The organism is Lutibacter agarilyticus (assembly GCF_900188235.1).
Lineage (GTDB): Bacteria > Bacteroidota > Bacteroidia > Flavobacteriales > Flavobacteriaceae > Lutibacter > Lutibacter agarilyticus.
This window is the reverse complement of the sequence record NZ_FZNT01000003.1, coordinates 58112-84939: the sequence shown is the minus strand read 5'-3', so window position 1 is coordinate 84939 and position 26828 is coordinate 58112. Positions and strand designations below refer to the sequence as shown.

The 26828-nt window shown below is 31.4% G+C and carries 23 protein-coding genes; 16 read left to right on the top strand and 7 right to left on the bottom strand.

Annotation, left to right across the window (positions count from 1 at the left end):
* From dtd to CHB67_RS05420, 4 genes are all read left to right on the top strand, one after another.
* Positions 1 to 453 carry a D-aminoacyl-tRNA deacylase gene (dtd, locus tag CHB67_RS05435; protein ID WP_089380752.1) on the top strand — a complete coding sequence of 151 codons (453 nt, stop codon included), beginning with the start codon at positions 1 to 3 and terminating at the stop codon, positions 451 to 453.
* A 51-nt stretch (positions 454 to 504) separates the two neighbouring features.
* A complete protein-coding gene (locus CHB67_RS05430) occupies positions 505 to 2415 on the top strand; it encodes a transglutaminase-like domain-containing protein (protein ID WP_089380751.1) in 1911 nt (636 codons plus the stop codon).
* Between the two features lie 2 nt (positions 2416 to 2417).
* Positions 2418 to 4436 carry a DUF3857 domain-containing protein gene (locus CHB67_RS05425; RefSeq protein WP_089380750.1) on the top strand — a complete coding sequence of 673 codons (2019 nt, stop codon included), beginning with the start codon at positions 2418 to 2420 and terminating at the stop codon, positions 4434 to 4436.
* 99 nt (positions 4437 to 4535) lie between these two features.
* A complete protein-coding gene (locus CHB67_RS05420; protein WP_089380749.1) occupies positions 4536 to 5174 on the top strand; it encodes a YceI family protein in 639 nt (212 codons plus the stop codon).
* A 48-nt stretch (positions 5175 to 5222) separates the two neighbouring features.
* Here the strand turns inward: CHB67_RS05420 and CHB67_RS05415 are convergent, their stop codons facing one another.
* Positions 5223 to 5687 carry an Lrp/AsnC family transcriptional regulator gene (locus CHB67_RS05415; protein ID WP_089380748.1) on the bottom strand — a complete coding sequence of 155 codons (465 nt, stop codon included), beginning with the start codon at positions 5685 to 5687 and terminating at the stop codon, positions 5223 to 5225.
* A gap of 155 nt (positions 5688 to 5842) precedes the next feature.
* On the opposite strand from CHB67_RS05415, the gene CHB67_RS05410 reads away from it, so the two are divergent.
* Positions 5843 to 7042 (top strand): aminotransferase class I/II-fold pyridoxal phosphate-dependent enzyme, encoded by a 1200-nt coding sequence (locus CHB67_RS05410; RefSeq protein ID WP_089380747.1) that lies wholly within the window; start codon positions 5843 to 5845, stop codon positions 7040 to 7042.
* A gap of 106 nt (positions 7043 to 7148) precedes the next feature.
* The gene (nhaC, locus tag CHB67_RS05405; protein ID WP_089381104.1) at positions 7149 to 8621 is read left to right on the top strand and encodes a Na+/H+ antiporter NhaC; all 1473 of its coding nucleotides are present in this window, start codon (positions 7149 to 7151) and stop codon (positions 8619 to 8621) included.
* Here nhaC and CHB67_RS05400 read toward each other — a convergent pair.
* Complete coding sequence (locus tag CHB67_RS05400; protein WP_089380746.1) at positions 8618 to 10768, bottom strand: putative porin; 2151 nt, start codon at positions 10766 to 10768, stop codon at positions 8618 to 8620. The two genes, nhaC and CHB67_RS05400, sit on opposite strands and share 4 nt — an antisense overlap.
* 154 nt (positions 10769 to 10922) lie before the next feature.
* Between CHB67_RS05400 and CHB67_RS05395 the strand changes: the two genes are divergently transcribed.
* Both CHB67_RS05395 and CHB67_RS05390 read left to right on the top strand, forming a co-directional pair.
* Positions 10923 to 11525 (top strand): ribonuclease HII, encoded by a 603-nt coding sequence (locus CHB67_RS05395; RefSeq protein ID WP_089380745.1) that lies wholly within the window; start codon positions 10923 to 10925, stop codon positions 11523 to 11525.
* 52 nt (positions 11526 to 11577) lie between these two features.
* On the top strand, positions 11578 to 12630 hold the full coding sequence (locus tag CHB67_RS05390; RefSeq protein WP_089380744.1) for a nucleoid-associated protein: 1053 nt from the start codon (positions 11578 to 11580) through the stop codon (positions 12628 to 12630).
* A gap of 138 nt (positions 12631 to 12768) precedes the next feature.
* Here CHB67_RS05390 and lipB read toward each other — a convergent pair whose 3' ends face one another.
* Positions 12769 to 13467: a lipoyl(octanoyl) transferase LipB gene (lipB, locus tag CHB67_RS05385; RefSeq protein WP_089380743.1), complete on the bottom strand. Its 699-nt coding sequence runs from the start codon at positions 13465 to 13467 to the stop codon at positions 12769 to 12771.
* The gene (locus tag CHB67_RS05380) at positions 13467 to 13625 is read right to left on the bottom strand and encodes a YqaE/Pmp3 family membrane protein (protein ID WP_089380742.1); all 159 of its coding nucleotides are present in this window, start codon (positions 13623 to 13625) and stop codon (positions 13467 to 13469) included. The genes lipB and CHB67_RS05380 overlap by 1 nt, the downstream gene beginning before the upstream one ends.
* Before the next feature lie 88 nt (positions 13626 to 13713).
* Between CHB67_RS05380 and gldA the strand changes: the two genes are divergently transcribed.
* The gene (gene gldA, locus CHB67_RS05375) at positions 13714 to 14607 is read left to right on the top strand and encodes a gliding motility-associated ABC transporter ATP-binding subunit GldA (RefSeq protein WP_089380741.1); all 894 of its coding nucleotides are present in this window, start codon (positions 13714 to 13716) and stop codon (positions 14605 to 14607) included.
* On the opposite strand, the gene CHB67_RS05370 is transcribed toward gldA, so the two are convergent.
* Genes CHB67_RS05370 through dnaE form a run of 3 tightly spaced genes read right to left on the bottom strand, consistent with a single transcriptional unit; the run spans position 14600 to position 20827 of the window.
* Positions 14600 to 15346: a head GIN domain-containing protein gene (locus CHB67_RS05370; RefSeq protein WP_089380740.1), complete on the bottom strand. Its 747-nt coding sequence runs from the start codon at positions 15344 to 15346 to the stop codon at positions 14600 to 14602. The two genes, gldA and CHB67_RS05370, sit on opposite strands and share 8 nt — an antisense overlap.
* A 9-nt stretch (positions 15347 to 15355) precedes the next feature.
* Positions 15356 to 16456, bottom strand: coding sequence for an acyloxyacyl hydrolase (locus CHB67_RS05365; protein ID WP_089380739.1), 1101 nt, complete (start codon positions 16454 to 16456; stop codon positions 15356 to 15358).
* 12 nt (positions 16457 to 16468) lie between these two features.
* On the bottom strand, positions 16469 to 20827 hold the full coding sequence (gene dnaE, locus CHB67_RS05360) for a DNA polymerase III subunit alpha (protein WP_089380738.1): 4359 nt from the start codon (positions 20825 to 20827) through the stop codon (positions 16469 to 16471).
* A gap of 262 nt (positions 20828 to 21089) precedes the next feature.
* Between dnaE and CHB67_RS05355 the strand changes: the two genes are divergently transcribed.
* From CHB67_RS05355 to CHB67_RS05325, 7 genes are read left to right on the top strand one after another with little or no spacing between them, the layout of a single operon-like run.
* Positions 21090 to 21536, top strand: a complete 447-nt coding sequence (locus CHB67_RS05355; RefSeq protein ID WP_089380737.1) for a SoxR reducing system RseC family protein — start codon at positions 21090 to 21092, stop codon at positions 21534 to 21536.
* Positions 21537 to 21538: 2 nt separating this feature from the next.
* Complete coding sequence (locus tag CHB67_RS05350) at positions 21539 to 22546, top strand: Fe-S cluster domain-containing protein (protein ID WP_089380736.1); 1008 nt, start codon at positions 21539 to 21541, stop codon at positions 22544 to 22546.
* Positions 22539 to 23867, top strand: coding sequence for an electron transport complex subunit RsxC (rsxC, locus tag CHB67_RS05345; protein WP_089380735.1), 1329 nt, complete (start codon positions 22539 to 22541; stop codon positions 23865 to 23867). The genes CHB67_RS05350 and rsxC overlap by 8 nt, the downstream gene beginning before the upstream one ends.
* Before the next feature lies 1 nt (position 23868).
* Complete coding sequence (locus CHB67_RS05340; protein WP_089380734.1) at positions 23869 to 24882, top strand: RnfABCDGE type electron transport complex subunit D; 1014 nt, start codon at positions 23869 to 23871, stop codon at positions 24880 to 24882.
* Between the two features lie 2 nt (positions 24883 to 24884).
* Positions 24885 to 25481, top strand: a complete 597-nt coding sequence (locus tag CHB67_RS05335; RefSeq protein ID WP_089380733.1) for an RnfABCDGE type electron transport complex subunit G — start codon at positions 24885 to 24887, stop codon at positions 25479 to 25481.
* A gap of 5 nt (positions 25482 to 25486) precedes the next feature.
* Positions 25487 to 26092 carry an RnfABCDGE type electron transport complex subunit E gene (locus CHB67_RS05330; RefSeq protein ID WP_089380732.1) on the top strand — a complete coding sequence of 202 codons (606 nt, stop codon included), beginning with the start codon at positions 25487 to 25489 and terminating at the stop codon, positions 26090 to 26092.
* Positions 26093 to 26094: 2 nt separating this feature from the next.
* Positions 26095 to 26670 carry an electron transport complex protein RnfA gene (locus CHB67_RS05325; protein ID WP_089380731.1) on the top strand — a complete coding sequence of 192 codons (576 nt, stop codon included), beginning with the start codon at positions 26095 to 26097 and terminating at the stop codon, positions 26668 to 26670.
* Positions 26671 to 26828 lie beyond the last annotated feature (158 nt).

Here is a 26828-nt window from a genome sequence, read left to right as displayed (position 1 = left end):
ATGAAAGCAGTTATTCAAAGAGTGTCAAAAGCTTCAGTTACAATTGAAGGTAAAAAAGTGAGCGAGATTAAAGGTGGATTACTTATTTTATTGGGAATTGAACCTGCCGATGATACAACTGATATTGAATGGCTTTCAAAAAAAATTGCAAATCTTCGCATTTTTAATGACGAAAATCAAGTCATGAATAAATCATTAATTGATGTTGATGGAGATGCTATTATTGTAAGTCAGTTTACCTTACACGCCAGTACTAAAAAAGGGAATCGACCTTCTTATATAAATGCTGCAAAACCAGCAATTGCCATTCCTTTATATGAACAATTTATTGGTGATTTTGAGAATCAAATTCATAAAAAGGTAGGAACTGGTAAATTTGGAGCTGATATGAAGGTAGAATTACTAAATGACGGTCCAGTAACCATTATTATTGATTCAAAAAATAGAATGTAAATAAGGTTATTTAATCTTTTTTTTATACATTTATAAGTGTAAAAAAATGAAATGATAAGAATAATAAAAACCCCAATTATTTTTCTACTTTTTTCAACACTTTTATATTCACAAGATTATAGCTTTAGTGTTTCGAAAATACCAGAAAACCTCACAAGTAATGCCAATTCAGTAATCCGTTTCCAGGATATTTCTATTGAAATTCAAGCGCAGGATAAAATGATTTTTAAAGTTAAAACAGCAGTAACTGTTTTAAATAAATTAGGCGACCAGCATAAGTATATTTCTGTAGATTTTGATAAAAATCAAAAAATTAAGGAAATTAAAACCTTGGTTTACGATGCTTTTGGTAATGAAATTGAAAAAGTAAAATCTAAAGAGTACGAAGAAGTTAGCGCTGTTGATGGAAGTACTTTGTACGGAGATAGTAAAGTTTTGTACTATAGATATGTACCAACTGTATATCCTTATACTATTTATTCAGAATATGAAATAGAAACCATAAATACAGGTTTTGTACCTGATTGGAGGCCTATAAGTAGCTATTTAACAGCTGTTGAAAGTAGTACTTATAATTTGGTTTCTGCTGAAGGATTAAAAGTACGATTTAAAGAGAAGAATTTTGAGGACTATACCATTGAAAAGGAAACTTCAGAAACTAGTTTATCTTTTAAAATAGAAAATATACCAGCCATAAAAAGAGAGCCTTACAGTCCTAGGTTAGCAGAAATTACTCCCGTTTTAATTACAGGTTTGTATAAATTTAATTTAGAAGGAATTAAAGGTGAAGCTGCTAATTGGAGTGAATTTGGCAAATGGCAATACGATTATTTAAAGGCAGGTAATGATCATCTTTTAGCATCAACTAAAATGGAAGTTTCTAAATTAGTTGAAGGTATAAATGACCCTATTGAAAAAGCAAAAATTATTTATAAATATGTACAAGATAGAACACGGTATATAAGTGTTCAGGTTGGAATAGGTGGTTGGATGCCAATTCCTGCAGATGTGGTGCATAGGCTGGGATATGGCGACTGCAAAGGATTAACAAATTATACAAAAACGTTATTAGATGCCGTAGGTATTGAATCTTATTACACAGTTATTTGGGCAGGAGATAATAGTAAAGATATTGACAAGGATTTTTTCTCAATGCAAGGGAATCACATCATTCTAAATTTGCCTACAGAAAAAGAGGATATTTGGTTAGAATGTACCAATCAAAAAGTGCCTTTTGGTTACTTAGGCGATTTTACTGATGATAGAGATGCTTTGGTAATAACACCAAATGGTGGTATTATTAAACATACTCAAAGGTATGCACCTGAAGATAATTATCAACATACAAAAGGTAGCTTTGAAATTGATGCTAACGGAACTATTAAGGCTCAAGTAAAAATTAATTCAAAAGGAACGCAATACATGGATAATTTACTTAGAAATGATGGTGAGAGTCAACAAGAATTAGAAAATCTATTTAAAGAGTATCTTTCATACATCAACAATATTAAATTCTCTAAAATTGAAGTTTTTAACAATAGAGAAGCAATGGCTTTTGAAGAAGAAATTGAATTTTCAGCCACAAATTATGCCACAACAAGTGGAAGCGAAATGTTGATTCCTATAAATGCGTTTAATAGAAATTCAGCCATTCCAAACAGAGTTAGAAACAGAAAATTACCCTTTGAAATTTCTCATGGTTATGTTGATGTAGACGAAATTGAAATTACGCTACCTTCAACTTTACAAGTAGTATATGTTCCTGAAAATAAATTAATTGAATCTGATTATGGGGAGTATATTGTTGAAGTTTCAAAAATAGATGAATACAATTACCTATACAAAAGAACCATTAGAATTGAAGAAGGGAAGCATCCCAAAGAAGACTATGATTTGTATAGAACATTCAGAAAAAACATACGGAAATACGATAATTCAAAAATAGTTTTAAAAAGTAAATAAATATGAAAAAGGTTTTATTCACACTTATATTGGCACTAGTTGCTAATAGTTTAATGGCTCAAGATTATAAGTTTGGTAAAGTTTCTAAAGAGGAATTAGAAGAACAGTTTTACGCTAAAGATTCATCAGCTAATGCAGTTATTTTATACAAAAACAGAAAAACAGATTTTAGATATATGCAGGGTGAAGGTTTTCAGGTAATTACAGAAGTGCATGAGCGTATAAAAATTTATAATAGTGAAGGCTATGATTGGGCTACTAAAGAAATAGATTTATATCAATCAAGTTCAGGTAGTGGTAGAGAAGAAGTGGCAGGATTAAAAGCTGTTACCTATAATTTAGAAGGTGGGAAAGTATTGAAGAGTAATTTAGAGAAAAATGAAATTTTTAAAGATGAAAAAAACAAGTATTGGATAGAAGAAAAATTTACGATGCCAAACTTAAAAGAAGGCTGTATAGTAGAATGGAAATACAAAATAAATTCTCCTTTTAGATCTATTGAGGATGTTCAATTTCAATATGCTATTCCAGTTAAAAAAATGAACATAAAGATTGAAACTCCCGAATATTTTGTTTATAAAAAAAGGTCTAAAGGATATTTTCGAGCCTATCCAAAAGTTGAAAAAAAGCACGAAAAAATAACAATTAATACCAAAAACAGAAGTAGTGGAGATATTGTAAGAACTACATATTCATCTTCTAGTATAGATTATGTGTCAACTGTTGAAACATATGATATTACTGATGTTCCTGCTTTATTGGAAGAACCTTATGTAAATAATATTGATAATTATAGATCTATGATGGAATATGAATTTTCAGAATTACATTGGCCTAATGAACCTATTGAATATTTTTCAAATACTTGGGAAGATGTTACCAAAACTATTTATAGAGATTCAGATTTTAGCGATCAAATTTATAAATCTAACCATTTTGAAGTTGATTTAGCGTTGGTTTTAGCCTCAGCAAAAACAGAAGCTGAAAAAATCACAGCTATTTTTGAATTGATAAAACACAAAATCAAATGGAATGATTATACTGGAATTACAACATTTAATGGTACCAAAAAAGCATATAAAGAAGGAGTAGGGAATGCAGCAGATATTAATTTAAACTTAGTGTCTATGTTAAATTCGGCCGGTTTTAATGCAAACCCCGTAATTATAAGTACTAGATCTCACGGAATCCCTTTATATCCAACATTAAACGGTTTTAATTTTGTAATTGCAGCTGTTGAATTAGAAGGCGGTTTGGTTTTACTAGATGCAACCGATACTTATAGTACGCCAAATAACTTGCCTTTAAGAGATTTAAATTGGAATGGACGATTGATTAGAAAAGACGGAAGCTCCGAGTCAGTTAATTTAATTCCTACTGAACCTTCAACAGAGTCTGTATATATGATGGTATCCTTTGATGAAGAAGGAGAAGCTACAGGTATGTATAGAAAATCTTATTATAATTTAAATGCGCAAAACTATAGAAACAAAAAAGGAAAATTAAAAGATGAAGATATTATAGCTAAAATTGAAGCCCAAAATAGTGGAATTGAAATAGGTGATTTTAAAATTCAGAATAAAGAAAACAGTTACAAACCATTGGTTGAAATGTATAAGTTTAATTCTGAAAGTATGGTAGATAAAATTGGAAATAAAATATATTTAAATCCGCTGTTATTTAATGCAACAACAGTAAATCCTTTTAAATTAGAAAATAGAGAATATCCAATTGATTTTGGAACGCCAATTTCAGAAAAAAATAATATTGTTATTACAATCCCTGAAGGATATTCGGTTGTTTCCATTCCTGAAGTGCTAAAGATTGGACTATCTAATAATTTCGGAATTTATACATACAAAGTAATAAACAAAGGAAATAAAATCATGGTACAATCTAATTTAAAAATTAATACAGCCATTTTTCCAGCACAAAATTATCAAGAGATTAAAGAGTTTTATAGTCTTATTGTAAACAAAAACTTAGAGAAAATTGTATTAGAAAAAACAACTACACTATAAGTTTTAGTTAAAAAACTATTAAAAACAGCAATTACAATGTAATTTTTTGGCTTAAAACTGTACTATTGTATTTAATTACGAATCTAAAAAATAAAAAAAATGAAAAAATTTGTACTCATACTAGTTATAGGAGTAGGGTTAATTGCATGTAAAAATGATAAAAAAGCTACACCTGCTAATGAAAATTTAACTGAGGCTAAAGCAAAAGTTCAGCAAATTGAAAAGGGCACTTATGTTGCCAATACTGAAACTTCAACATTAAATTGGAAAGGGTTTAAACCTACAGGTGAACATAACGGAACAGTAGCTATTAAAGATGGTAGTTTGGTTATTTCAGAAGGAAATTTATCAGGTGGTAGTTTTACCTTTGATATGACAGCAATCACCGTTTTAGATATTCCTGCGGAAGATGAATACAATGCTAAATTAGTAGGGCATTTAAAAAATGAGGATTTTTTCGATGTAGCAAATCATAAGACTGCTACATTTGAAATTACTAGTGTTGATGGGGTAAATGTTAAAGGTAATTTAACGGTAAAAGGAATTACAAAACCAATTGAATTTGAGGCTATATTAGCAAAAACTGAATCAGGAATTGAGTTAACTGGTGAAACATTTAAAATTGACAGAACACAGTTTGGAATTGAATACAAATCAAAATCTATTTTTGAAAACTTAAAAGATAAATTTATAAATGATGAGTTTGAAATTTCATTTAAAGTTGAGGCTTCTAAATAGTTATAAATAAAATTCACATTAATAAAAAGCAGCCATTGGCTGCTTTTTTTATGCAATATGAAGCATAGAATTTTCTTTAACAGTACTCATTACAAAATTGCTTTGCACATTAGCAACAGATTCTAAAACCGACAATTTATTTTTTAAAAAAAACTGATACGATTTTATATTAGGAGTTACAATTTTTAATAAATAATCAAAATTTCCAGCAATGTGAAAACATTCAATTACTTCAGGCATTTTTTCAACTGCATTTTCAAACTGAGTAATTAATTTTTTAGAATGTACTTGCAAGGTCACTTGACAAAAAACAACAAGATCTAACCCAACTTTCTCTTTATTTAGTTCAGCAACATACCTCGTAATTATTCCCGATTTTTCTAAACGTTTAATTCTATCGTAGGTCGGTGTAGTTGTTAAGCCAACTTTTAATGCAATTTCCTTAATATTCATTTTAGAATTTTGTTGTAAAAGCATTAAAATTTGTTGGTCAATTTTATCTAAGTTGTGCATAAAAGTATTTTTTTCTAAAAATAATAAAAAAACAGAAGTATAATAGGTTTTAAAACTTTAAAAAGTATTTTTAGTAGAAATAAATACTAAATTAATCATATAGTAAAGAAAATATAATTGTAAATACGTAACTTTAAAATAAAGATTTTACAATTATGAGTAATAAACCAGCAAACAATATTCAAGATTTACAATATTTTGGAGAATTTGGAGGAGTAAATCCTTCAATTTCAGATTCAGCAACCTATACTTTTTTACACGCAAAAACAATGCTCGACACTTTTGAAGGGCACGCCGAAGGGTGTTATTTATATTCGCGCCATACAAGTCCAAGTAATTTATATTTAAGCGAAGCATTGGCCGCTATGGAATTTACAGAGACAGCAAATGTGGCAGCATCAGGAATGGGAGCAATTACATCAGTTTTTTTACAGGTTTGTGGAGCAGGTGATCACATAGTTTCTAGTAGAACAATTTACGGAGGTTCTTACGCATTCCTAAAAAACTTTGCGCCAAAATTAAATATTACAACTTCATTTGTAGACATTACATCTTTAGAGTCTGTTGAAAAATCGATAAAGCCTTCAACAAAAATGATTTATTGTGAAGCAATTAGCAATCCGCTTTTAGAAATAGCAAACATTGCTGAATTGTCTAAAATAGCTAAAAAACACAATATACTTTTAGTGGTTGACAACACCTTTTCTCCGTTATTAATTTCTCCTCAAAAATTAGGAGCTGATATTACTATCCACAGTTTAACCAAGTTTATTAACGGTACAAACGATACGGTTGGAGGTGTAGTTTGTGGCTCACAAGCATTTATTGATAGTTTACGAAATGTAAATGATGGAGCAGCTATGTTGTTAGGTCCTGTAATGGATAGTTTACGAGCAGCAAGCGTATTAAAAAACCTAAGAACTTTACATATTCGTATGAAAAAACACAGTGAAAATGCATTGTATTTAGCTGAGAGTTTTGAAGACGACGGATTGAAAGTGGTATACCCTGGCCTAGAAAGTCATCCGGGTCATAAACTTTTTAAAGCGTTGTACAATAAAGAATATGGTTTTGGTGGAATTATGACCATTGATGTTGGTAGTTTAGCGAAGGCAAACGAATTAATGGAGTTAATGCAAAATGAAAATTTGGGTTATTTAGCAGTAAGCTTAGGTTTTTATAAAACACTTTTTAGTGCATCTGGTTCTAGCACTTCTTCTGAAATTCCTGCGGAAGAACAGCTTGAAATGGGACTTTCAGACGGAATCATCCGTTTTTCAATAGGTTTAGATAATGATATTGAACGCACCTACCGAGCTATGAGAAAATGCATGGTTCAGGTTAAAGTTTTATAAATACGATTACTTTTTTTAAAGTACGCCCCATTTCTGTTAGGAATGGGGTGTTTTTTTGCAATAATATTGAATTTTCCGTATAATTACATTTCATAAAAAAATGAGAATGCCGGAAAACAAAAACCTTTCAGAAATTAAGATTGAAGAACAACAAATTATTAAAAACAGTGACCTTAGTATTTGGGAAGCTTTAATTCCTGTAGTTATTTTAATGTGCTTGTTAGCATACAACATATTTTTTGCTGATGGTGAGTGGTTTGGAGCATATTCAAACCAATATATTTTATTAATGGGCGGGTTAGTTGCTTCAGTTGTTGGTTTTTTTAATAAAGTGAATGCCAAAACGATGCTTTTAGAAATTTGGGAAAATTTAAAAAGTGTTTTTGTACCCATTATGATTTTATTTTTAGTTGGAGCTTTGGCTGGAACTTGGTTGGTAAGTGGTGTAATTCCTGCAATGGTTTATTACGGATTGCAAGTGTTAAGTCCGGCAATATTTTTACCAGCTTCAGTAATTATTTCAGCAATTATATCTATTGCCACAGGAAGCTCTTGGACTACTTCAGCAACGGTTGGTATTGCGTTGGTTGGTATTGGTACAGCATTAGGAATTTCACCAGGAATGATTGCTGGAGCCGTAATTTCAGGTGCTTATTTTGGAGATAAAATGTCGCCTTTAAGCGATACCACAAACTTAGCACCAGCAATGGCCGGAACCGATTTGTTTACGCACATACGTTATATGACATTAACAACCGTGCCTACAATTATTATTACGTTGATTGTTTTTTCTATTATAAGTGCAAATATTGACACATCAGGAAATACTGATATTAGCGATTTGCTGACTTCGATTGATACTGCTTTTTATATTTCTCCTTATTTATTTTTAGTACCGGTAGCTGTTATCGGATTAATTTTAGCAAAAACAAAACCATTAATAGCATTAGGTGCAGGTGTAGTTTTAGCAGCAATATTTGCGTTTATTTTTCAAAGTGAAATTTTAACAGGCTTGGCCGATACAAAAATAAGTGCAATTATAAATGCCGTTTTTACTGATACTTCAATTGTAACAGATAATGAACAGTTAAACGATTTGTTTAGCGCAGGTGGAATGCAGGGAATGCTTTGGACTATTTTCTTAATAATTTGTGCGATGTTTTTTGGTGGTATTATGGATGGAATAGGAGCTTTGTCTAGAATTACAAATGCTTTACTAAAAATTGCAACTTCTGTATTTGGTTTATTTGCAAGTACAGTAGTAAGTTGTTTAGGATTAAATGTAGTTGCATCTGATCAGTATTTGGCTATTGTAATTCCAGGGAAAATGTTTAAAAAAGCCTATGAAGATCGAAATTTAGCACCTGAAAATTTAAGTAGATCTTTAGAAGATTCAGGTACGGTAACTTCAGTATTAATTCCTTGGAATACTTGTGGAGCTTATCAGTCTGGTGTATTAGGTGTTGGTGTTGGTGAATATTTTATTTTCGCTATTTTTAACTGGCTAAGTCCAATTATGACATTACTTTTTGCAGCATTTAATATTAAAATAAAGCAACTAGTTACTTCAAAAGCTTAAATAAAGAAATTCCAAGTTAAACCAAACCGTACCGTTAAATCTCTGTAAGGATAGCTTGGAGCTGAATAATAATTTCTTCCTGTAAAGCTAGAGGTAAAGTTTTCAACTTTAAAAAATGCACGCAATCTGCTTACTTGTATGTTTACAAAAAAGTCGAACATTGGAAAATCACCTATTTCATCGGTGTTTTGAAGTGTAAATTCATTAATTAAAGGATTAAAAGCATTCATTTTGTATTTGCTAAAGTATTTAAATGTTACACCCGTTTGTAAATACAATGGTTTTCCTTTAAACATAAAGGTTGAAAAATACAATGAATTTCTGGTTACCCAATTTGGAACTCTAAAAAACGAATCTCCACTGGTTACTTCTTGATAGGTTACGGTATTGTCTAACGTAAATTTTCGGTAAGTTAAAGCTTTTATCAACTTAAGTTTAAAATAGGTTAAAGTTTCATTAGATTGCTCAGGTTTAGAGCTGTCATTAAAATAGGTGTAATTATCTATGATGTTATAATCTCCTTGTAAAGTAACCCATTTTTCTGAATTAAAAGCAGCTCCTATAGTTGTAATATCTTCATTTTTAAAGTTGTTTTGCCAATTATATGCTACGTAATTACTTTGGTATAATTGCTTGCTAAAATCAGGTGTTTTAGAAGTAAATTCAATAAAGCCTTTAAAATTGAAATCTTTTTCTTGTAGCATTACGGCTCCCTTAATTGTGCTTCCTGTAATATTTCCAAATAAGATGGCTGAAACTTCACCATTTAAATGAATATGACCAAATTGTTTAAACCAATCGGCGCCTAATGAAAATGCATTTCCTTTAATTCTATGGCCTATAGTATAATCATCATAAAATAAAACACCGTTGTAATGGTAGTTGTAATTAAAATAGTTTGCTTTTGCTTTTAGGCTACCTATATAAGCTGAATTTAATTGCATATACACTTGCCCATCAAATTGTTGAAACGAAGTATGATCACTAATGTCACTAGTAAAAGCATCTCCAAAAAAAGTATTTGCAGCATCTTGCGTATAGCGATAATGTTTTGTTTCATACATTAGCGTATTTCCTAATTTAAAATCTAAAAAAGGTTTTTCTTCTTTCGCAATTGCTACAGAATCTTTGTTTGTGGTTTTAACAGCTACAGAATCAATAACAGGTTTAGTGATAGCTGCTAATGCGGTTGAATCGGGTTTTTTTATAGCACCTTTCATAGCACCTTTTTTTGCCTCAATTTGAGCAATTCTAATGCTGTCTTGTGTAATAGAGTCTATTTTGATATCGGATACCTTTGGCAAGGTACTTTTCTTTTTTGCAGGAATTCTATTTGAAAATACTGCAACAGATTGTTCTAAGTAATATCGTTTTCCTTCAAGTACGCTTGTAGCATCTGTAAAATTGGTTTCAAGCCTAGCTCTATCGGTATAATTAGAATCGTTGTTTTCAAAGTATTGAATAGACTCGTCTGTTAAACCTCCATTTTCTTGATTGGATAAATGAAAATTATAAATATGCCCTCGAATATAATAGCGTTTATTTTTGGTATTATAATTAAAAGAAGTTCTAAAATTACGTTGACTAGACAGGGCGTAGCGATATTTACCTAAAGATCTTACTCCTTTGTAGGCAATGGCAATATTAAATTGCCTTGAAGTATTTGCCGTTAAAAGCGCATCTACAACCTGACCTTGCTCCAAGCCACTTTTATACATTAACTCTGTTGTAGGTGTAGGTACGTGGTAATAATAAACATCATTTAGCGTATAATAACTACGTTGTTTTGCATTAAAACCAATTGAAGGAAAAATAGAGTTATCGTCAAAGTCATAAATCAAGCGGTTAAATGTTTGTCCTTGATTATGAAAAGCCAAATAGTCATAATTGTCTTTTCTAACAAAATTATGTTTGTACTCTTTTTTTATACTTTGTGTAGTGTCAATTAAAGTGGTATCATTTTTTATTGAAATAATTTTATAGTCGGTATATTTCGTTTCACCTTCTATTTCAACATTAACACTTCTGTAGCTTCGTGTACTGTCAGTTTGATAAATATCAGATGATCTATCAGGTTTTGTGGTTATTTGAGCATTTATATTTGTAAACAACAGCCCAAAAAATAATATAAACAATACGTTTTTCATACACTAAATTAATTGGCAAAGGTAAAATATTTGAACGAATTGAACGAGAATAAATTTTGACACATCTGTTAAAAAAATAATTATTGTTTTAGACGCATTGTTGAAGACCATCTCATTTCATAATTAATGTTATTTTTGTTGTTAAAAGAATTAAATGGGACTTCAGAAATATTATTTAGAAAACACTATTGAAGCTGGAACAGATGAGGCAGGAAGAGGTTGTTTGGCTGGTCCTGTTGTGGCGGCTGCGGTAATTTTACCCAATGATTTTGAACACCCATTATTAAACGATTCAAAACAATTAACAGAGAAGCAACGAGAAATTCTTAGACCAATTATTGAAGAAAAAGCGTTGGCCTACGGAGTTGCTTTTATTTCTGAAGAAACCATTGATGAGATAAATATTTTGCAAGCTTCAATTTTAGGGATGCATAAATCTATTGAAAAATTAGCCGTAATACCACAGCATATTATTGTTGATGGTAACAAATTCAATAAGTACCAAAACATTCCACACACCACAATTATTAAAGGCGATGCTAAATTTAGGAGTATTGCAGCGGCTTCCGTTTTGGCGAAAACGTATAGAGATGAATTTATGCAAAAAATTGATGCAGAATTCCCTAATTATTCTTGGAGAAAAAATAAAGGTTACCCAACCAAACAACACAGAGATGCCATAAGAGAATTTGGAAGTACAAAGTATCATAGAAAATCGTTTAAATTATTGCCCGAGCAATTAAAATTAAAATTGTAGTTGCAAAATGTAGCTTTAAAATGATACATTTGCCAACGTTAAAAATGTAATTATGATTAAAAGAACTAGAGCTGCAATTTCAAAATTTATCATTCATAAAGTTGGAAACAAATTCAACAGTGCTACAAATGTTTTTTCAGAAGATGTAATCACTTTTGATGAAGAAAGTTACGAGCTAATGAAACCTTTTTTGTTGAAGTCGTTTGGAAATGTTGCTGAAAGTTTCCGTTTTAATCACCATGCTAACATTGAATTGAACGAACTGAATAATTATACTTCAGAAATTTTTACTGATAATAGTACGTTTGTTGATGTTTCAAAACACATTGTAAATCATTTATACGAGCAGTCTAATTCTGCTCAAATTAAAACAGGTGATGTAATTATTGCGCTGTTTGAAGATATTGAATACAAAGATGTTGTTACGCAAGCCATCGGTATTTTTAAAATTGAAAATAAGATAAATTTCTTTCAAACCTTTATGGAAAAAGACAGTTTAGATGTTTTTGTTCAGCAAGGAATTAGCACAAAGAGATTAGATAAAGGTTGTTTAATTATAAACTCATCAGATGCTGAAGGGCGTGTTGTTTTAAGTGTTGATAATAACAATTATGATGCACAATATTGGGGAAAAAACTTTTTAAATGTAAAATATGCTGATGATAATAATCAACATACACAGAATTACATTGAAATGTGTAAAGATTTTTCAGAAGAGATTATAAAAGAAGATTTTGGTGTTCAAGAAAAATCTAAGTTTTTAGCAAAAACAGTCGACTTTTTTAAAGAAAATGAAGATGTAAATATTGAAGATTTTAAAGAAGAGGTTTTTGAAGAAAATGAAGATTTTAAACCGTTGTTTGATGATTATAAAAAACAGTTTGAAGAATTAAATGATGTGTTGGTGCGCAATCAGTTTGCTATTTCTGATATTGTACTTAAAAAGCAAAAACAAAAGATGAAAACGGAGATAAAGTTAGATACCAATATTGAAATAAAATTAGATATTGACGCTCCTGATGCTTCAAGCGAATACCTTGAAAAAGGCTACGACGAAGAAAAGAAAATGAAATATTACAAAGTATTTTTTAACGAAGAAAATTAATTTTTATGCTTATCATTCCTGTGAAAGCAGGAACCTATAGCGCATATTCAGGATAAAAAAATAAAAACCCTCTTTAAATTCTTTTTAACATAAGAATTTAAAGAGGGTTTCAAAATATATAAATCTTTGTGTGAAAATTTATGCTTTCACGAAAGTAGCTTCAAAAAGGTCGGTAAAGTGTTTTAAAATTTTCTCTTTTACTTCTTCCATAGGAATTTTTTCGCCTAATTCAGCTTCCATAGAAGTTACTGCTTTACCTTTTATTCCGCAGGGAATAATATTATCAAAATAACCTAAATTTGCATTTACGTTTAGTGCAAATCCGTGCATAGTAACCCAACGACTGGTACGAACGCCCAAAGCACAAATTTTACGCGCAAAAGGAGTTCCAACACCTAGCCAAACACCAGTTTCGCCTTCGCTTCTCTCTGATGCGATACCGTATTCAGCCAAAGTTTTAATAATAACTTCTTCTAAAAAACGCAAGTATTTATGAATGTCTGTAAAAAAGTTATCTAAATCTATAATAGGATATCCTACTAATTGTCCAGGTCCGTGATAGGTAATATCTCCACCGCGATTGATTTTATAAAATGTTGCACCTTTTTCAGCTAACTGCTCCTCATTTAGTAATAAATTACTTAGATCTCCACTTTTTCCAAGTGTATACACATGAGGGTGTTCAACATAAATAAAATAGTTAGGTGTTTTATTTGTGGTGTTATTTTTACGGTTGTCAATTTTTATATCAACAATGTTTTGAAAAAGTTCTTCTTGATAATTCCAGGTTTCTTTATAATCTTTTAAACCTAAATCAATTAATTGCACGTTTCGCATTAGTTCTCTGGATTGTTATTAATAATTAGTGCGGCTATTACTCCAGGTATCCAACCCAAACAAGTTAAAATAAATACAATTACAATTGATCCACACCCTTTATCTATAACAGCTAATGGTGGAAAAATAATACAAAGTATAACTCTAAAACAGCCCATATAATAATTTTTCAAAGGTCTAATAATTATATGTAGCATGCAACGTTAAAATGTTACAATTATTTAAATTAAAATGTATTTTTGTTGTATGTGTGTTGAAGTGAAAAATATTACAAAATTTTACGGTTCCCAAAAAGCGTTAGACGCTGTAAGTTTTACGATTGAAAAAGGGGCGATTGTTGGTTTTTTAGGTCCTAATGGGGCTGGTAAAAGTACCATGATGAAAATTATTACTGGCTATTTAACTGCTTCAGAAGGAGCAGTTTTAGTAAGCGGTTTTAATATTGCTACTGAAAAAATAAGCGCACAACAAAAAATTGGTTATTTACCAGAACACAATCCGTTGTATTTAGAAATGTATGTGAGAGAATATCTAATGTTCAATGCAACCATACATAATATTTCAAAAGAGAAAGTAGAAGCTATTATAAAAAAAGTAGGTTTAACACCTGAAGTACATAAGAAAATCAATCAGCTTTCGAAAGGGTATAGGCAACGAATAGGTTTAGCTGCGGCGTTATTACACGAGCCCGATGTATTGATTTTAGATGAACCAACTACAGGGTTAGATCCTAACCAATTATTAGAAATTAGAACGCTAATTAAGGAAGTTGGAAAAGATAAAATTGTACTTTTTTCAACACATATTATGCAAGAAGTTGAAGCTATTTGTGATCGGGTAATTGTAATAAATAAAGGGCAAATTATTACCGATAAGAGTTTAAAAGAATTGAAGGAAAACCAAGAGCAAATAATTGAAGTTGAGTTTGATTATAAAATTGAAAAGCAATTTATAGACACCATTCCTTATTTAAAATCGGCTACCAATATTCACGATACAATTTGGCAACTTACATTTTTAACAAGCAATGATATGCGTGCTGAAGTTTTTGATTTTGCGCATGACAATGGCTTAAAAATATTGCAACTAAATACCAAAAACAAAAATTTAGAAAGTTTGTTTAGAGAATTAACTACTTAAAAATAAGTTTTCCGTAATCACTTAGTTCTTCAACTTCAATAGATTTAGGCTTGTTAAATGAAATTACATTTCCCATTGAATGAATACTTCCTATTAAACTTTGAACAGGGAAAATCAACATATCATTAGAACTCACTTGTCTTACTTTTACGTGTTGAGCTATAAGCTCTTTACCTTCAAAGCGTGTATCTCCATCTGAAAAACTTAGATCTAAATTGTTAGTAGTGCCTTCTAAATAAAAATTAGCAATCCCGTTTGACCAAATACGTAAATTATCGTTTTTGATAGTTAAATACCAGTCTCCAATTGATAAATAGTCGCTTTTTTCACCCGAAGATCGTAAATAAAGAGAAGGATATGTTAAAACGCCATTTGAAGAAACATTATATTCTGAAGCATTTCTTATTGCAGTTAAATTAGGTGAAGTAATATAAACTTTTGTTAAATCATACTCTCTTATAAAGTTGCAAGTATTATAATTTGTTAAAATAAGTTCGTTATTAATTACTTCTATAGAAATATCATTGAATAAATTCTCACCAGTTTCAACAATAACCTTTTGTTGGTTACCTTGTGTAATTATCAATTCAATTCTTTCATGAACTGTTACTTTATCAAATGTAGCAACTTCAACTTCTGTTCGAATAATTGCACCAGCTTTTTGGAAGCAATTGTTTGAGTTTTCAGAATTACAACTAAGTAAAAGAAATGGTAATATACTATAAAATATTTTTTTCATAATAAAAAATTAGAATCGAATCCCTACACCAAACTCTACAGTTTCAGCATTGGCGGCGTGAACTTTTAAGCGTACAGAGGCAAACCATTTTTGTTTGAAATACCTCTTTAAACCCAAGGTTTCATAAACTCTTCCATCAAATTCAAAAGGATATTTCACATAATAACCTAATGCTCCTTCAATAGAGAATTTGTTAATAAACAATTCATACCCTAGAAAAACACCTATCCTTGAAAATGAATTAGTTTCTTTTAGGTTTGTATGAGGAATACTTAAATTTACTTCGTAATAATCTTTTAATATTGGCGAAATATACAAATCGGTACCCAATTGAAAGGCAGATTTCCTGCTAATTCTTTTATCTAAATAAGCCGAAGCAACAAAAAAGGGTTTCAAGCCAGTTCCAATAATTGGGGACTCATTTACACCACCTCTTACAGCTAAATTTAGTTTAATAGGCTCCGTTACTTTCAGTGTATCAGTTGAAGGTATAAACGTTATTTGTGTTGTTTTTGGTGATAAATTGTAGTTTAATCCTGCTGAAATAGCCCAAATATTAACTCCAGAGTTGGGTGATTTAACATTAGCATTTGATGCATGTACAAATTTTACTCCGGCAGTTACGCCCAAATTACCAATTAAAGATTCTCTTTGATAGTATAATTTAAAATAGGTGCTAGAGTTTATTGCAGAACCAAAGGCGGTGTTTTTATTGTTGGTTACTTTGTTGTAAGGCTTAGTACTGTATGCAATTCCAATTCCGGGTCTAAATATCAATTGGTTTTTTGAAGTTCTTTTTAGGATATAAAAATTATAATGAAAGTAGAGCGCGTAAAGTTCTCCCAACACTTTTGAATTGTAATTTTGATAACCAAAAGACACACCAACATCAGGGAAATTATAAAGTCCTTGCCAATTTTTATCACCTGTTGTTTTTATGTTATAACTTGCAAAAATTCCTGTAGGATGTCCTTGTAAAAAAACAGTTGCATCTGGACTTGATCCAAGAATGTTCCCATAAAAATAATCTGCTTGAAAATAGGTGTGTTTTTTTTGACTAAACCCTAAAAAGCTACTCAATATAAAAAAAACAAGAATTTTTTTTCTCATAAATAGGTTACTCTAATTAAGCTTAAAGTTGATTTGTTCTTGTCTTAGAACGTCAATAAATTCATTAGAAATATCTACTTTATAACTTCTACTTGGTAAATTTAATTTAATTTTTTCTTCTAAATCATACACTAGAAAATTCAATGATTTTGTGCCCTTGTGTTGGGTTAAAATAGCATTTATTTTTTGAATAGATTTTTCATTAATATCTTTTAAAGAAATATTCAATGTTATTTTTTTTGAAAACTCTTCCAACACATCTTGTAACATTTGAATGTTTCCAAAAGATAAGCGTACATCACCATCATTCCATCCTTTTTTAACGAAAATTTTAACATAAAGAAATGAGTTTGGAACTAAAAAATGTCGGAATCGTAAGTACTCTTCACCAAATATTCTAAATTCACTAGAGCCACTAAAATCTTCTAAAGCAAAAGTAGCCCAACCTTTTCCATTTTTAGAAACACGGTGCTCAATATTGGTGATAATTCCACCAATGGAAACATCTTTATTTATCAATGCAGCTTGATTTTGAAACGCCATTAGTGGCGTGTTGCAGTAATATTTTATTTCGGTTTTAAAATCATCTAAAGGATGTCCAGAAATATAAATTCCAACCAATTCTTTTTCTTTTGAAAGTTCTTCCATCATACCCCATTTTTCAGCTTCGGGTATTTCAGGCTCTGGAAATTGAACTTCAGAAGCTTCGCCAAATAAGGAAACTTGAGCCGAATTTTTATTCTCCTGAAATTTATTTCCATAGCGAATGGCTCTTTCAATAAAAGTAATTCCTTTCTCATCTAATTGGTAGTATTGTGCTCGGTGTATATTTCCAAAAGAATCAAATCCACCGGCCATTACTAAACCATCAAATGCTTTTTTATTAGCTGCACGTAAATCAACTCGTTTGGTAACATCAAAAACAGACGAGAAGTAGCCGTTTTCTTTTCGCTCATTTACAATAGCATCCACAGCTGCAGCACCAACCCCTTTTATAGCACCCATTCCAAAACGAATAGCACCTTCTTTGTTTACAGCAAACTTGTAGTACGATTCGTTAACATCAGGACCTAGAACAGGAATTTCAGCACGTTTGCATTCTTCCATAAAAAAAGTAACCTGTTTAATGTCGTTCATATTATTAGACAATACAGATGCCATATATTCCGCAGGATAATGTGCTTTTAAATAAGCGGTTTGATAAGCAATATATGCATAACAAGTAGAGTGTGATTTGTTGAAAGCATAAGCAGCAAATGCTTCCCAATCTTTCCAAATTTTCTCTAATTTTTCTTCGTCGTGATTTTTCGCCTTTCCACCTTCAATAAACTTAGGCTTTAGTTTCTCCAGTAAGGCAAATATTTTTTTACCCATTGCTTTACGCAACATATCGGCTTCACCTTTAGTAAAACCTGCGAGTTTTTGAGAAAGTAACATTACTTGCTCTTGATATACGGTAATACCATAAGTTTCCTTTAGGTATTCTTCCATATCATCTAAATCATAAGTAATGTCTTCACGCCCGTGTTTACGATCAATAAATGAAGGAATATATTCCATTGGACCTGGACGGTACAATGCATTCATAGCAATTAAATCAGCAAATTCTGTTGGCTTTAGCGATTTCATATGTTTTTGCATACCGGGAGATTCATATTGAAATACGCCAATAGTTTCTCCTTTTTGAAAAAGTTCATATGTTTTTTGATCATCTAACGGAAAATCGTCGGGTACTAAGTCAATTCCGTGTTTAGCCTTTACAATTTTTACGGTATCTTTAATTAAGGTCAATGTTTTTAACCCCAAGAAATCCATTTTTAGTAAACCCGCAGTTTCAACCACATTATTGTCAAACTGCGTAACATACATGTCTGAATCTTTTGCAGTAGAAACAGGTACTAAATTGGTAATAGGTTCTGGAGTAATAATAACCCCGCAAGCGTGAATTCCTGTATTTCTAACCGAACCTTCAAGAGCTCTTGCTTGCTTGATAGTTTGTGCCTCTAAATTATTTCCATCAGCAATTTTTCTAAGCTCTTCAACATTTTCAAATTCTTCAGCTCTTAGGCCTTTTACTTTTCCTTTACTTTTTTCATCATCGCCAAAAATATTCTGCAGTTTTAATCCGGGAATTAATTTGGCAATTCTATCGGCTTCGTGCAATGGCAAGTCTAGTGCCCTTGCCGTATCTCGAATGGAAGATTTAGCAGCCATAGTACCATAAGTAATAATTTGGGCAACTTGGCTAGCACCATATTTTTCAATTACAAACTCAATTACACGTTGTCTACCTTCGTCATCAAAATCAATATCAATATCGGGTAGTGATACACGGTCAGGATTTAAGAAACGCTCAAAAAGTAAATCGTACTTAATAGGATCAATATTAGTAATCCATAAACAGTAGGCTACTGCAGAACCTGCAGCAGATCCACGACCAGGACCTACCGATACACCCATTTTACGAGCTTCTAAAATAAAATCCCACACAATTAAAAAATAACCAGGATAACCAGTTTTTTCAATAATTGAGAGTTCAAAATCTAAACGTTCTATTTTTTCAGCATCTAATTTGTCGCCATATCGTTTTTTAGCACCTTCAAAAGTTAAATGTTTTAAATATGCATTTTCACCACGCACACCACCGTCAATTTCATCTTCAGGGTCTACAAATTGCTCAGGAATATCAAACTTAGGAAGAAGTACATCGCGAGCCAATGTGTAAACTTCAATTTTATCTACAATTTCCTGTGTGTTTGTAATAGCTTCAGGAAGGTCTTTGAACAAATTTTTCATTTGTTCTTGGGACTTAAAATAATATTCATTATTGGGTAGTCCGTATCTAAAACCTCGGCCTCTTCCTTTTGGAGTTGCCATTTTTTCTCCATCTTTTACACATAATAATATATCATGCGCTTCAGCTTCTTCTTTGGTTGTATAAAAGGTATTATTTGATGCAATTAACTTAACGTTGTGTTTTTTTGAAAATTTAATAAGGATATCATTAACGTGATTTTCATTTTCTTGGTTGTGACGCATCACTTCTAAATAAAAATCATCACCAAACTGTTCTTTCCACCAAAGTAATGCTTCCTCAGCTTGTTTTTCACCTACATTTAAAATTTTACTAGGAATTTCACCGTATAAGTTACCTGATAGTACAATTAAATCTTCTTTATACTCTTCTATTATTTTTTTATCAATTCTAGGAACATAATAAAAACCTTGGGTATGAGAAAGTGACGACATTTTAGCCAAGTTGTGATACCCGTTTTTGTTTTTAGCTAAAATTACAATTTGGTACCCATTGTCTTTATGTGTTCGGTCAAAGTGGTTTTCACAAACGTTAAACTCACAGCCTAAAATAGGAATTATAGGTTGTTTAGGTACCGCTCCTTCAGGTAAGTTTTCGTTGTGTTTTTCTACGGAATTATTATGATTGATAGCCTCTCTTACAAAGTAAAAAGCTCCCATCATATTCCCAGAATCAGTCATAGCAACTGCAGGCATTTTATCTTTAATAGCAGATTGAATTAAATTGCTAAAACTGGAAGTTGACTGTAATATTGAAAATTGTGAATGACAGTGTAAATGTGAAAAAGTACTATCCTTTAAGTCTTTAATTGCATTGACTTCAGAAGTAGAAATAGTTGCCTTTTTTTTAGGGGAAGTTTTAAGTTTATTACTTTCTTTTTTTAAATTTAAATGCTTTAAACCAATTACATTTATTGTTGAAGGATTTTTAGCATCAAAATTTTTAAAATAATCAGGCGCAACATCTAATTCTTCCTTTGTATAAAGTCTTTTTCTGATTAATTCTAAAAAACAACGAGTTGTTGCTTCAACATCGGCAGTAGCATTATGCGCCTCTCCAAATGGAGCATTAAATAAGTGTTGGTGTAATTCTGTTAATGTTGGTAATTTAAATTTTCCACCTCTTCCTCCAGGTATTTGACAAAGAATTGCAGTTTTTTCAGTACAGGTATCTAAAACAGGCAATTCATTTAAAGGAGTATTGATGTCTTTTCTAACATATTCACATCCCATAATATTAAGGTCGAACTTTACATTCTGACCAACAACAAATTTAGATTTAGAAAGCGCTTCATTAAATAGGACTAATACATCTTCAAGGTCTTCCCCCTTTTCTTGAGCTAATTGAGTTGAAATTCCGTGAATTTGCTCTGCGTCATAAGGAATGTTATATCCCTCAGGTTTAATTAAATAGTCTTTATGTTCAACTAAAACACCATATGCATCATGCAATTGCCATGCTATTTGAATACAACGCGGCCAATTATCAGTATCGGTAATTGGGGCATTCCATTTTTTTGGTAAACCAGTAGTTTCAGTATCAAATATTAAAAACATGTGCGAAATTTTTTTTGAAAAAAAATGAGATTTTAAAAGTATGCATTTTAATATTTTCAGAAATCAATTACCTCTTTTTTTTATTAACAATTGCGCTATGTTAAAGGTTGTTAGCTGGTTGACCAAACTGGTATTTCAGTTTGATTTCTCTATGTGATTAAGGTTACAGAATGATTTATTTTAAATAAACCCTAACAATAATCATATTTTAAACTATAAAGTTGATTTAATTTTACAGCATAATGATAATGCAGCGTTGATTATGACCCAACTGGATTTAGACAGTTACAAGACAAAAAAAGATACGATTAAACACGAAGGAATAATTTCTAAGATTTCTAAAAATACGATAACGATTTCGTTAAAAGGGAATGTGAATTGTGAGGGCTGTAAAGCGCAATCTGCTTGTGGTGTGTCAGATTCAAACGATAAAGAAATAGAAATTGAAAACCCAACCCAATCGTTTCAGCTTAACGAGACTGTTGATTTGGTATTAAATAGAGAATTAGGTTTAAAAGCAGTTTTTTGGGCTTATGTTTTTCCTTTTATATTAATGTTTTTGGTGCTTATTTTAACTTCATTATTTTTAAAAGAATGGTTAGCGGGCTTGGTTTCGTTATTTGTTTTAGTGCCTTATTATTTTATGCTTTTTGTGTTAAAAGACACGTTTAAAAAAGCATTTCAACTTTCAATATTAAAATTTAATTAAGAATGACTGATTCAGTTTTATATAGTGTATTGTTATTAGCTTCATTAGGTGTAGTTGCAGCAATAGTATTATATGTAGTATCCAAGAAGTTTTATGTGTATGAAAATCCTTTAATCGCTGAGGTTGACGAATTATTGCCAGGTGCAAATTGTGCTGGTTGTGGTTCTCCGGGATGTAAATCTTTCGCCGATAAATTGGTGAATACCGAAGATATTTCAGAATTATTTTGTCCGGTAGGAGGGAATGATGTAATGAAATTGGTAGCCGAAAAATTGGGCAAAGCAGTTACAGAAAAAGACCCAACAGTAGCGGTTTTACGTTGCCAAGGTGGTTGTGATGTTCGTCCGAAAACTACCGAGTATCAAGGGCCAAGAACTTGTGCTATTTCAGCAATGATTTACAGTGGTGAAACCGATTGCCAATACGGTTGTTTAGGTGATGGAGATTGTGTAGCCGTTTGTAATTTTGGTGCCATGTATATGGACGAAGCTACAGGTTTACCGGTAATTGATACTGATAAATGTACTTCTTGTGAAGCTTGTGTAAAAGCGTGTCCAAGAGATATTATTGAAATGCGTCCACGTAACAAACGCGATTTAAAAGTATTTGTAGGTTGCTTAAATGAAGATAAAGGTGGTATTGCTAAAAAATCATGTGCTGTAGCTTGTATAGGATGTTCAAAATGTGAAGATGTGTGTCAAAAAGATGCCATTTCAATGAACAATAATTTAGCATATATTGACCCTGCATTGTGCACACTTTGTAGAAAATGTGTGGATGTTTGTCCTACACACTCTATTATAGAAACTAACTTTCCGCCTAAAAAACCAAAAAAAGTGGTTGAAAAAAAGCCAGTAGCTAAAAAGGTTGTAGAAAAGAAAGAAGTTGAGAAAGTTGCAGTTGTAAAAGGCGAAGCAGCAAAACCAGAAGTTAAAAAGGAAGTTGAAAAAGTTGCAGTTGTAAAAGAAGATGTAACTGTAGAATCAAAAAATACAAAAACGGATGCTTAAAACATTTCCAAAAGGAGGAATTCACCCTCCTGAAAATAAAATTACTTCAACCAAAGAAATTAAAAGAATGACAGTTCCAAAAGTGGTAAATGTACCTATTGCACAGCATATAGGTATTCCTGCGGAAATTGTTGTAGATAAAAAAGATAAGGTTGAAAAAGGGCAAGTAATTGCCAAATCTGGCGGGTTTGTATCCTCAAATATACATGCTCCTGTTGCCGGTACAGTAACTAAATTAGATTTGGTTATTGATACCAGTGGCTACAAAAAACAATGTATTGTTATTAGAACCGATGCGAAGGATCCTTCAAATTTTGAAGAAGTAGATTTTCCTTTAAAAACAGACATTGAATTAGAGCCTGCAGCAATTTTACAACAAATTACTGATTGTGGAATTGTAGGGTTAGGGGGCGCAACGTTTCCTTCTCAAGTAAAATTAAATGTACGCGAAGGAACTAAGTTAGACTACCTTATTATAAATGGTGTTGAATGTGAACCTTACTTAACAGCCGATCACAGGTTAATGTTAGAAAAGGCGCAAGAAATTGTTGTTGGAATTAAAATTTTAATGAAAGCTTTAAACTTGAAAAAAGCAGTTATTGGAATTGAAAACAATAAAAAAGATGCCATTAGTCTTTTCAAAAGTATTATCAAAAAGGAAGACGGTATTCAAGTTGCGGCATTACAAGTGAAATATCCTCAAGGTGGTGAAAAACAATTGGTAAGAGCTATTTTAGGGCGCGAAGTTCCTAAGAATGGGTTGCCACTTGATGTAGGTGTAATTGTTCATAATGTAGGTACTATTTTCGCAATTTACGAAGCCATTCAATACAATAAACCATTAATTGAACGTGTAGTTACAGTTACTGGAAAAAAACTAGAAAATCCTTCAAACTTTTGGGTGAAGATAGGAACTCCAATAAAAGATTTAATTGCTGAAGTTGGAGGCTTGCCTGAAGGAACACGAAAATTAGTAAATGGTGGCCCAATGATGGGGAAAGCTATTAAAAATACAGATGTTCCTGTAACCAAAGGTACTTCGGGTATTTTGGTAATTTCAGAAGAAGAAGCAAGTAGAGGAAAGGCTGAAAATTGTATTCGTTGTGGTGAGTGTGTGTATGTATGCCCAATGGGATTAGAGCCGCATTTATTAATGAATTTATCAGAAAAAGGATTTTACGAAAAAGCTTCACAAGAAGATATAATGACTTGTATTGAATGTGGCTCATGCAGTTATGTTTGTCCTTCACACCGTCCTTTATTAGATTATATCCGCTTCGGAAAAAATATTGTAAAAAAATTAGAAACCACTAAAAATTAAAATGAGTCAACCAATTATTATATCGGCCTCACCGCACGTACATTCAGATAGAACATCAAAAAAAGTGATGTATGATGTGGTTATCGCTTTAATTCCAGCATTCCTAGTTTCACTATATGTATTTGGATTTAGCGCATTTATTGTTACTGCTGTAGCAGTAGTATCCTGTTTGTTATTTGAGTATGTAATTCAAAAGTATTTAATGAAAACTCCAACTACTATTGGAGATGGTTCAGCATTACTTACAGGAATTTTATTAGCATTTAACTTGCCAGCTGGCTTACCAATTTGGATGATTATTGTAGGTAGTTTAGTAGCAATTGGTATTGCAAAATTATCGTTTGGTGGTCTAGGTTTTAACATATTTAATCCGGCTTTGGTTGGACGTGTATTTTTATTGGTTTCATTTCCAGTTCAAATGACAATGTGGCCAACAGCTGTTGAAAACAATACAACATTAGCTGATGCCGTAACAGGCGCCACTCCTTTAGGAATGATTAAAGAAGGGTTAATGTTTGGTGATACTATGACTAGTATTAGTGCAAATGTTGATTTCCCATCATATACTAATATGTTTTTAGGCTTGTCAGGAGGTTCTATTGGTGAAATGTCTGCACTTGCATTATTATTAGGTGGAATTTATTTACTAGTTAGAAAAGTTATTACTTGGCATATTCCTATTACAATATTGGCTACAATGGCGGTTATGACTGGAATTTTTTGGGTAATTGATCCAGAAAGTTACGCAAGTCCGTTAATTCATATTTTATCAGGAGGAGCATTGTTAGGAGCCTTTTTTATGGCAACAGATATGGTAACCAGTCCAATGACCAAAAAAGGGATGATCATATTTGCTATTGGTATTGCAGTAATTACTGTAGTTATTAGATTGTTTGGTGCATATCCAGAAGGGGTTTCATTTGGTATTATTATTATGAATGCATTTGTACCACTAATCAATACTTATTTTAAACCAAGAAGATTTGGTTCAAAAATCAAAGCTAAAATTGTGTAATTATGAGTAAGAAGAAAGATACATTTATAAATATGCTAGTATCACTATTTGTGATTACTATTATATCTGGTTTCTCTTTAGGTTATGTAAACGATCTAACTGTAGGACCAAAGGCAAAAGCCAAATTAGAGAAAAAAGTAAACGCTTTAAAATTAGTTTTACCAACGTTTGATAACAACCCTGTTGAAGATGTGGTATTAATTAAGGCTGAAAATGTTAAAGATAGTGTTGAGGTTTTTCCTGCATTTGAGAACAATAAATTTGTAGGTGCTGCTATTATTGGTTCAACTGAAAAAGGTTTTAGCGGATTGATAAAAATTATGGTAGGTTTTACTCCTGAAGGAACTATTGAAAACATAGTGGTGTTAGAGCAAAAAGAAACACCAGGTTTAGGTACAAAAATGAAAGATGAAAAGTTTTTAGCACAGTTTAGAACTAAAAATCCTTCAACATATAATTTAAAAGTAAACAAAGATGGAGGAGAAGTTGATGCTTTAACGGGTGCAACTATTACTTCACGTGCTTTTGGTGAAGCTGTTCAAATGGCATACAACGAGTTTATGAAAAATAATGATTCATTAATAGCACTTAAAAATTAAGAATTATGGCTGAAAAAGTTAATCAAACCCAAAATTTCTTAAAAGGAATCGTTAAAGATAATCCCGTATTTGTAATGCTGTTGGGTATGTGTCCAACATTAGGTGTAACATCATCTGCATTTAACGGATTAGGAATGGGAGTTGCAACAATGTTTGTATTGTTAATGAGTAATATTGTGGTTTCTTTAGTGAAATCTCAAATACCAAGTAAAGTGCGTATTCCTGCATTTATAATCATTATAGCATCGTTTGTAACCATTGTTGAAATGGTATTAGAAGCATTTGTACCATTTTTATACGAGCAATTAGGAATCTTTATTCCGTTAATTGTGGTAAACTGTTTAATTTTAGGAAGAGCTGAAGCGTTTGCTTCAAAAAACAATATTTTATCTTCTATTGTTGATGCTTTAGGAATGGGGTTAGGATTTGTTGTGGCTTTAACTGTTTTAGGTGCAACACGTGAAATATTAGGAAGCGGAAGTATTTTCGAATTTAAGTTTGTTGCTGAAGATGCAAACACATTTATCTTATTTATTTTACCTCCAGGCGCATTTATTGCATTGGCTTATTTAACCGTTTTATTCAACAAAATTTCAATTAAAACAACTTAAAAATGGATTATATAATTATACTTATTGCTGCTGTTTTTGTAAACAACATTGTATTATCTCAGTTTTTAGGAATTTGTCCTTTCTTAGGTGTTTCTAGTAAAGTATCTACTTCGGTTGGTATGTCTGGAGCTGTGTTATTTGTAATGACATTGGCTACCATGGTAACTTATTTATTACACGAATTTGTGTTAGTACCAGCAGGTTTAGACTATTTAAGAACCATTACTTTTATTTTAGTAATTGCCGCTTTGGTGCAAATGGTCGAAATTATTTTGAAAAAAGTAAGTCCGCCGTTATATCAAGCATTAGGAGTTTTCTTACCATTAATTACTACCAACTGTGCCGTATTAGGTGTAGCTATTTTAGCCTTAGGTTTAGATGGAGGAAGTTTATTAAAAGCGGTATTTTTTGCAGTTTCAAACTCTATTGGTTTTGGATTAGCATTAATTGTTTTTGCAAGCATCCGTGAGCATTTAGAATTAGCGAATATCCCTGAAGGAATGAAAGGAGTGCCAATTAATTTATTGGTTGCAGGTTTATTATCACTTGCCTTTTTAGGATTTACAGGGCTAGTTTAGTTAAAAAACGTATTTACAAGAAGTTAAATAATTAAAAGTTTGAAAGTTTAAAGTTTGTTTCTAAAACTTTTGACTCTCAAACTTTTATACTTTTTAACTGTATATATTAAAATATCTCAGTATATTTGCAAACTTAAAATTTATAACCAAGGTCGAGA

Bases quoted from the DNA above. Each gene is read 5' to 3' on its own strand.
- CHB67_RS05380 (WP_089380742.1), bottom strand. From the start codon at position 13,625: ATGGGCTGTTTTAGAGTTATACTTTGTATTATTTTTCCACCATTAGCT.
- rsxC (WP_089380735.1), top strand. From the start codon at position 22,539: ATGCTTAAAACATTTCCAAAAGGAGGAATTCACCCTCCTGAAAATAAA.
- gldA (WP_089380741.1), top strand. From the start codon at position 13,714: ATGTGTGTTGAAGTGAAAAATATTACAAAATTTTACGGTTCCCAAAAA.
- dtd (WP_089380752.1), top strand. From the start codon at position 1: ATGAAAGCAGTTATTCAAAGAGTGTCAAAAGCTTCAGTTACAATTGAA.
- dnaE (WP_089380738.1), bottom strand. From the start codon at position 20,827: ATGTTTTTAATATTTGATACTGAAACTACTGGTTTACCAAAAAAATGG.
- CHB67_RS05430 (WP_089380751.1), top strand. From the start codon at position 505: ATGATAAGAATAATAAAAACCCCAATTATTTTTCTACTTTTTTCAACA.
- CHB67_RS05355 (WP_089380737.1), top strand. From the start codon at position 21,090: ATGACCCAACTGGATTTAGACAGTTACAAGACAAAAAAAGATACGATT.
- CHB67_RS05425 (WP_089380750.1), top strand. From the start codon at position 2,418: ATGAAAAAGGTTTTATTCACACTTATATTGGCACTAGTTGCTAATAGT.
- CHB67_RS05420 (WP_089380749.1), top strand. From the start codon at position 4,536: ATGAAAAAATTTGTACTCATACTAGTTATAGGAGTAGGGTTAATTGCA.
- CHB67_RS05335 (WP_089380733.1), top strand. From the start codon at position 24,885: ATGAGTAAGAAGAAAGATACATTTATAAATATGCTAGTATCACTATTT.
- CHB67_RS05330 (WP_089380732.1), top strand. From the start codon at position 25,487: ATGGCTGAAAAAGTTAATCAAACCCAAAATTTCTTAAAAGGAATCGTT.
- CHB67_RS05395 (WP_089380745.1), top strand. From the start codon at position 10,923: ATGGGACTTCAGAAATATTATTTAGAAAACACTATTGAAGCTGGAACA.
- CHB67_RS05370 (WP_089380740.1), bottom strand. From the start codon at position 15,346: ATGAAAAAAATATTTTATAGTATATTACCATTTCTTTTACTTAGTTGT.
- CHB67_RS05350 (WP_089380736.1), top strand. From the start codon at position 21,539: ATGACTGATTCAGTTTTATATAGTGTATTGTTATTAGCTTCATTAGGT.
- CHB67_RS05410 (WP_089380747.1), top strand. From the start codon at position 5,843: ATGAGTAATAAACCAGCAAACAATATTCAAGATTTACAATATTTTGGA.
- lipB (WP_089380743.1), bottom strand. From the start codon at position 13,467: ATGCGAAACGTGCAATTAATTGATTTAGGTTTAAAAGATTATAAAGAA.
- nhaC (WP_089381104.1), top strand. From the start codon at position 7,149: ATGCCGGAAAACAAAAACCTTTCAGAAATTAAGATTGAAGAACAACAA.
- CHB67_RS05400 (WP_089380746.1), bottom strand. From the start codon at position 10,768: ATGAAAAACGTATTGTTTATATTATTTTTTGGGCTGTTGTTTACAAAT.
- CHB67_RS05365 (WP_089380739.1), bottom strand. From the start codon at position 16,456: ATGAGAAAAAAAATTCTTGTTTTTTTTATATTGAGTAGCTTTTTAGGG.
- CHB67_RS05340 (WP_089380734.1), top strand. From the start codon at position 23,869: ATGAGTCAACCAATTATTATATCGGCCTCACCGCACGTACATTCAGAT.
- CHB67_RS05325 (WP_089380731.1), top strand. From the start codon at position 26,095: ATGGATTATATAATTATACTTATTGCTGCTGTTTTTGTAAACAACATT.
- CHB67_RS05415 (WP_089380748.1), bottom strand. From the start codon at position 5,687: ATGCACAACTTAGATAAAATTGACCAACAAATTTTAATGCTTTTACAA.
- CHB67_RS05390 (WP_089380744.1), top strand. From the start codon at position 11,578: ATGATTAAAAGAACTAGAGCTGCAATTTCAAAATTTATCATTCATAAA.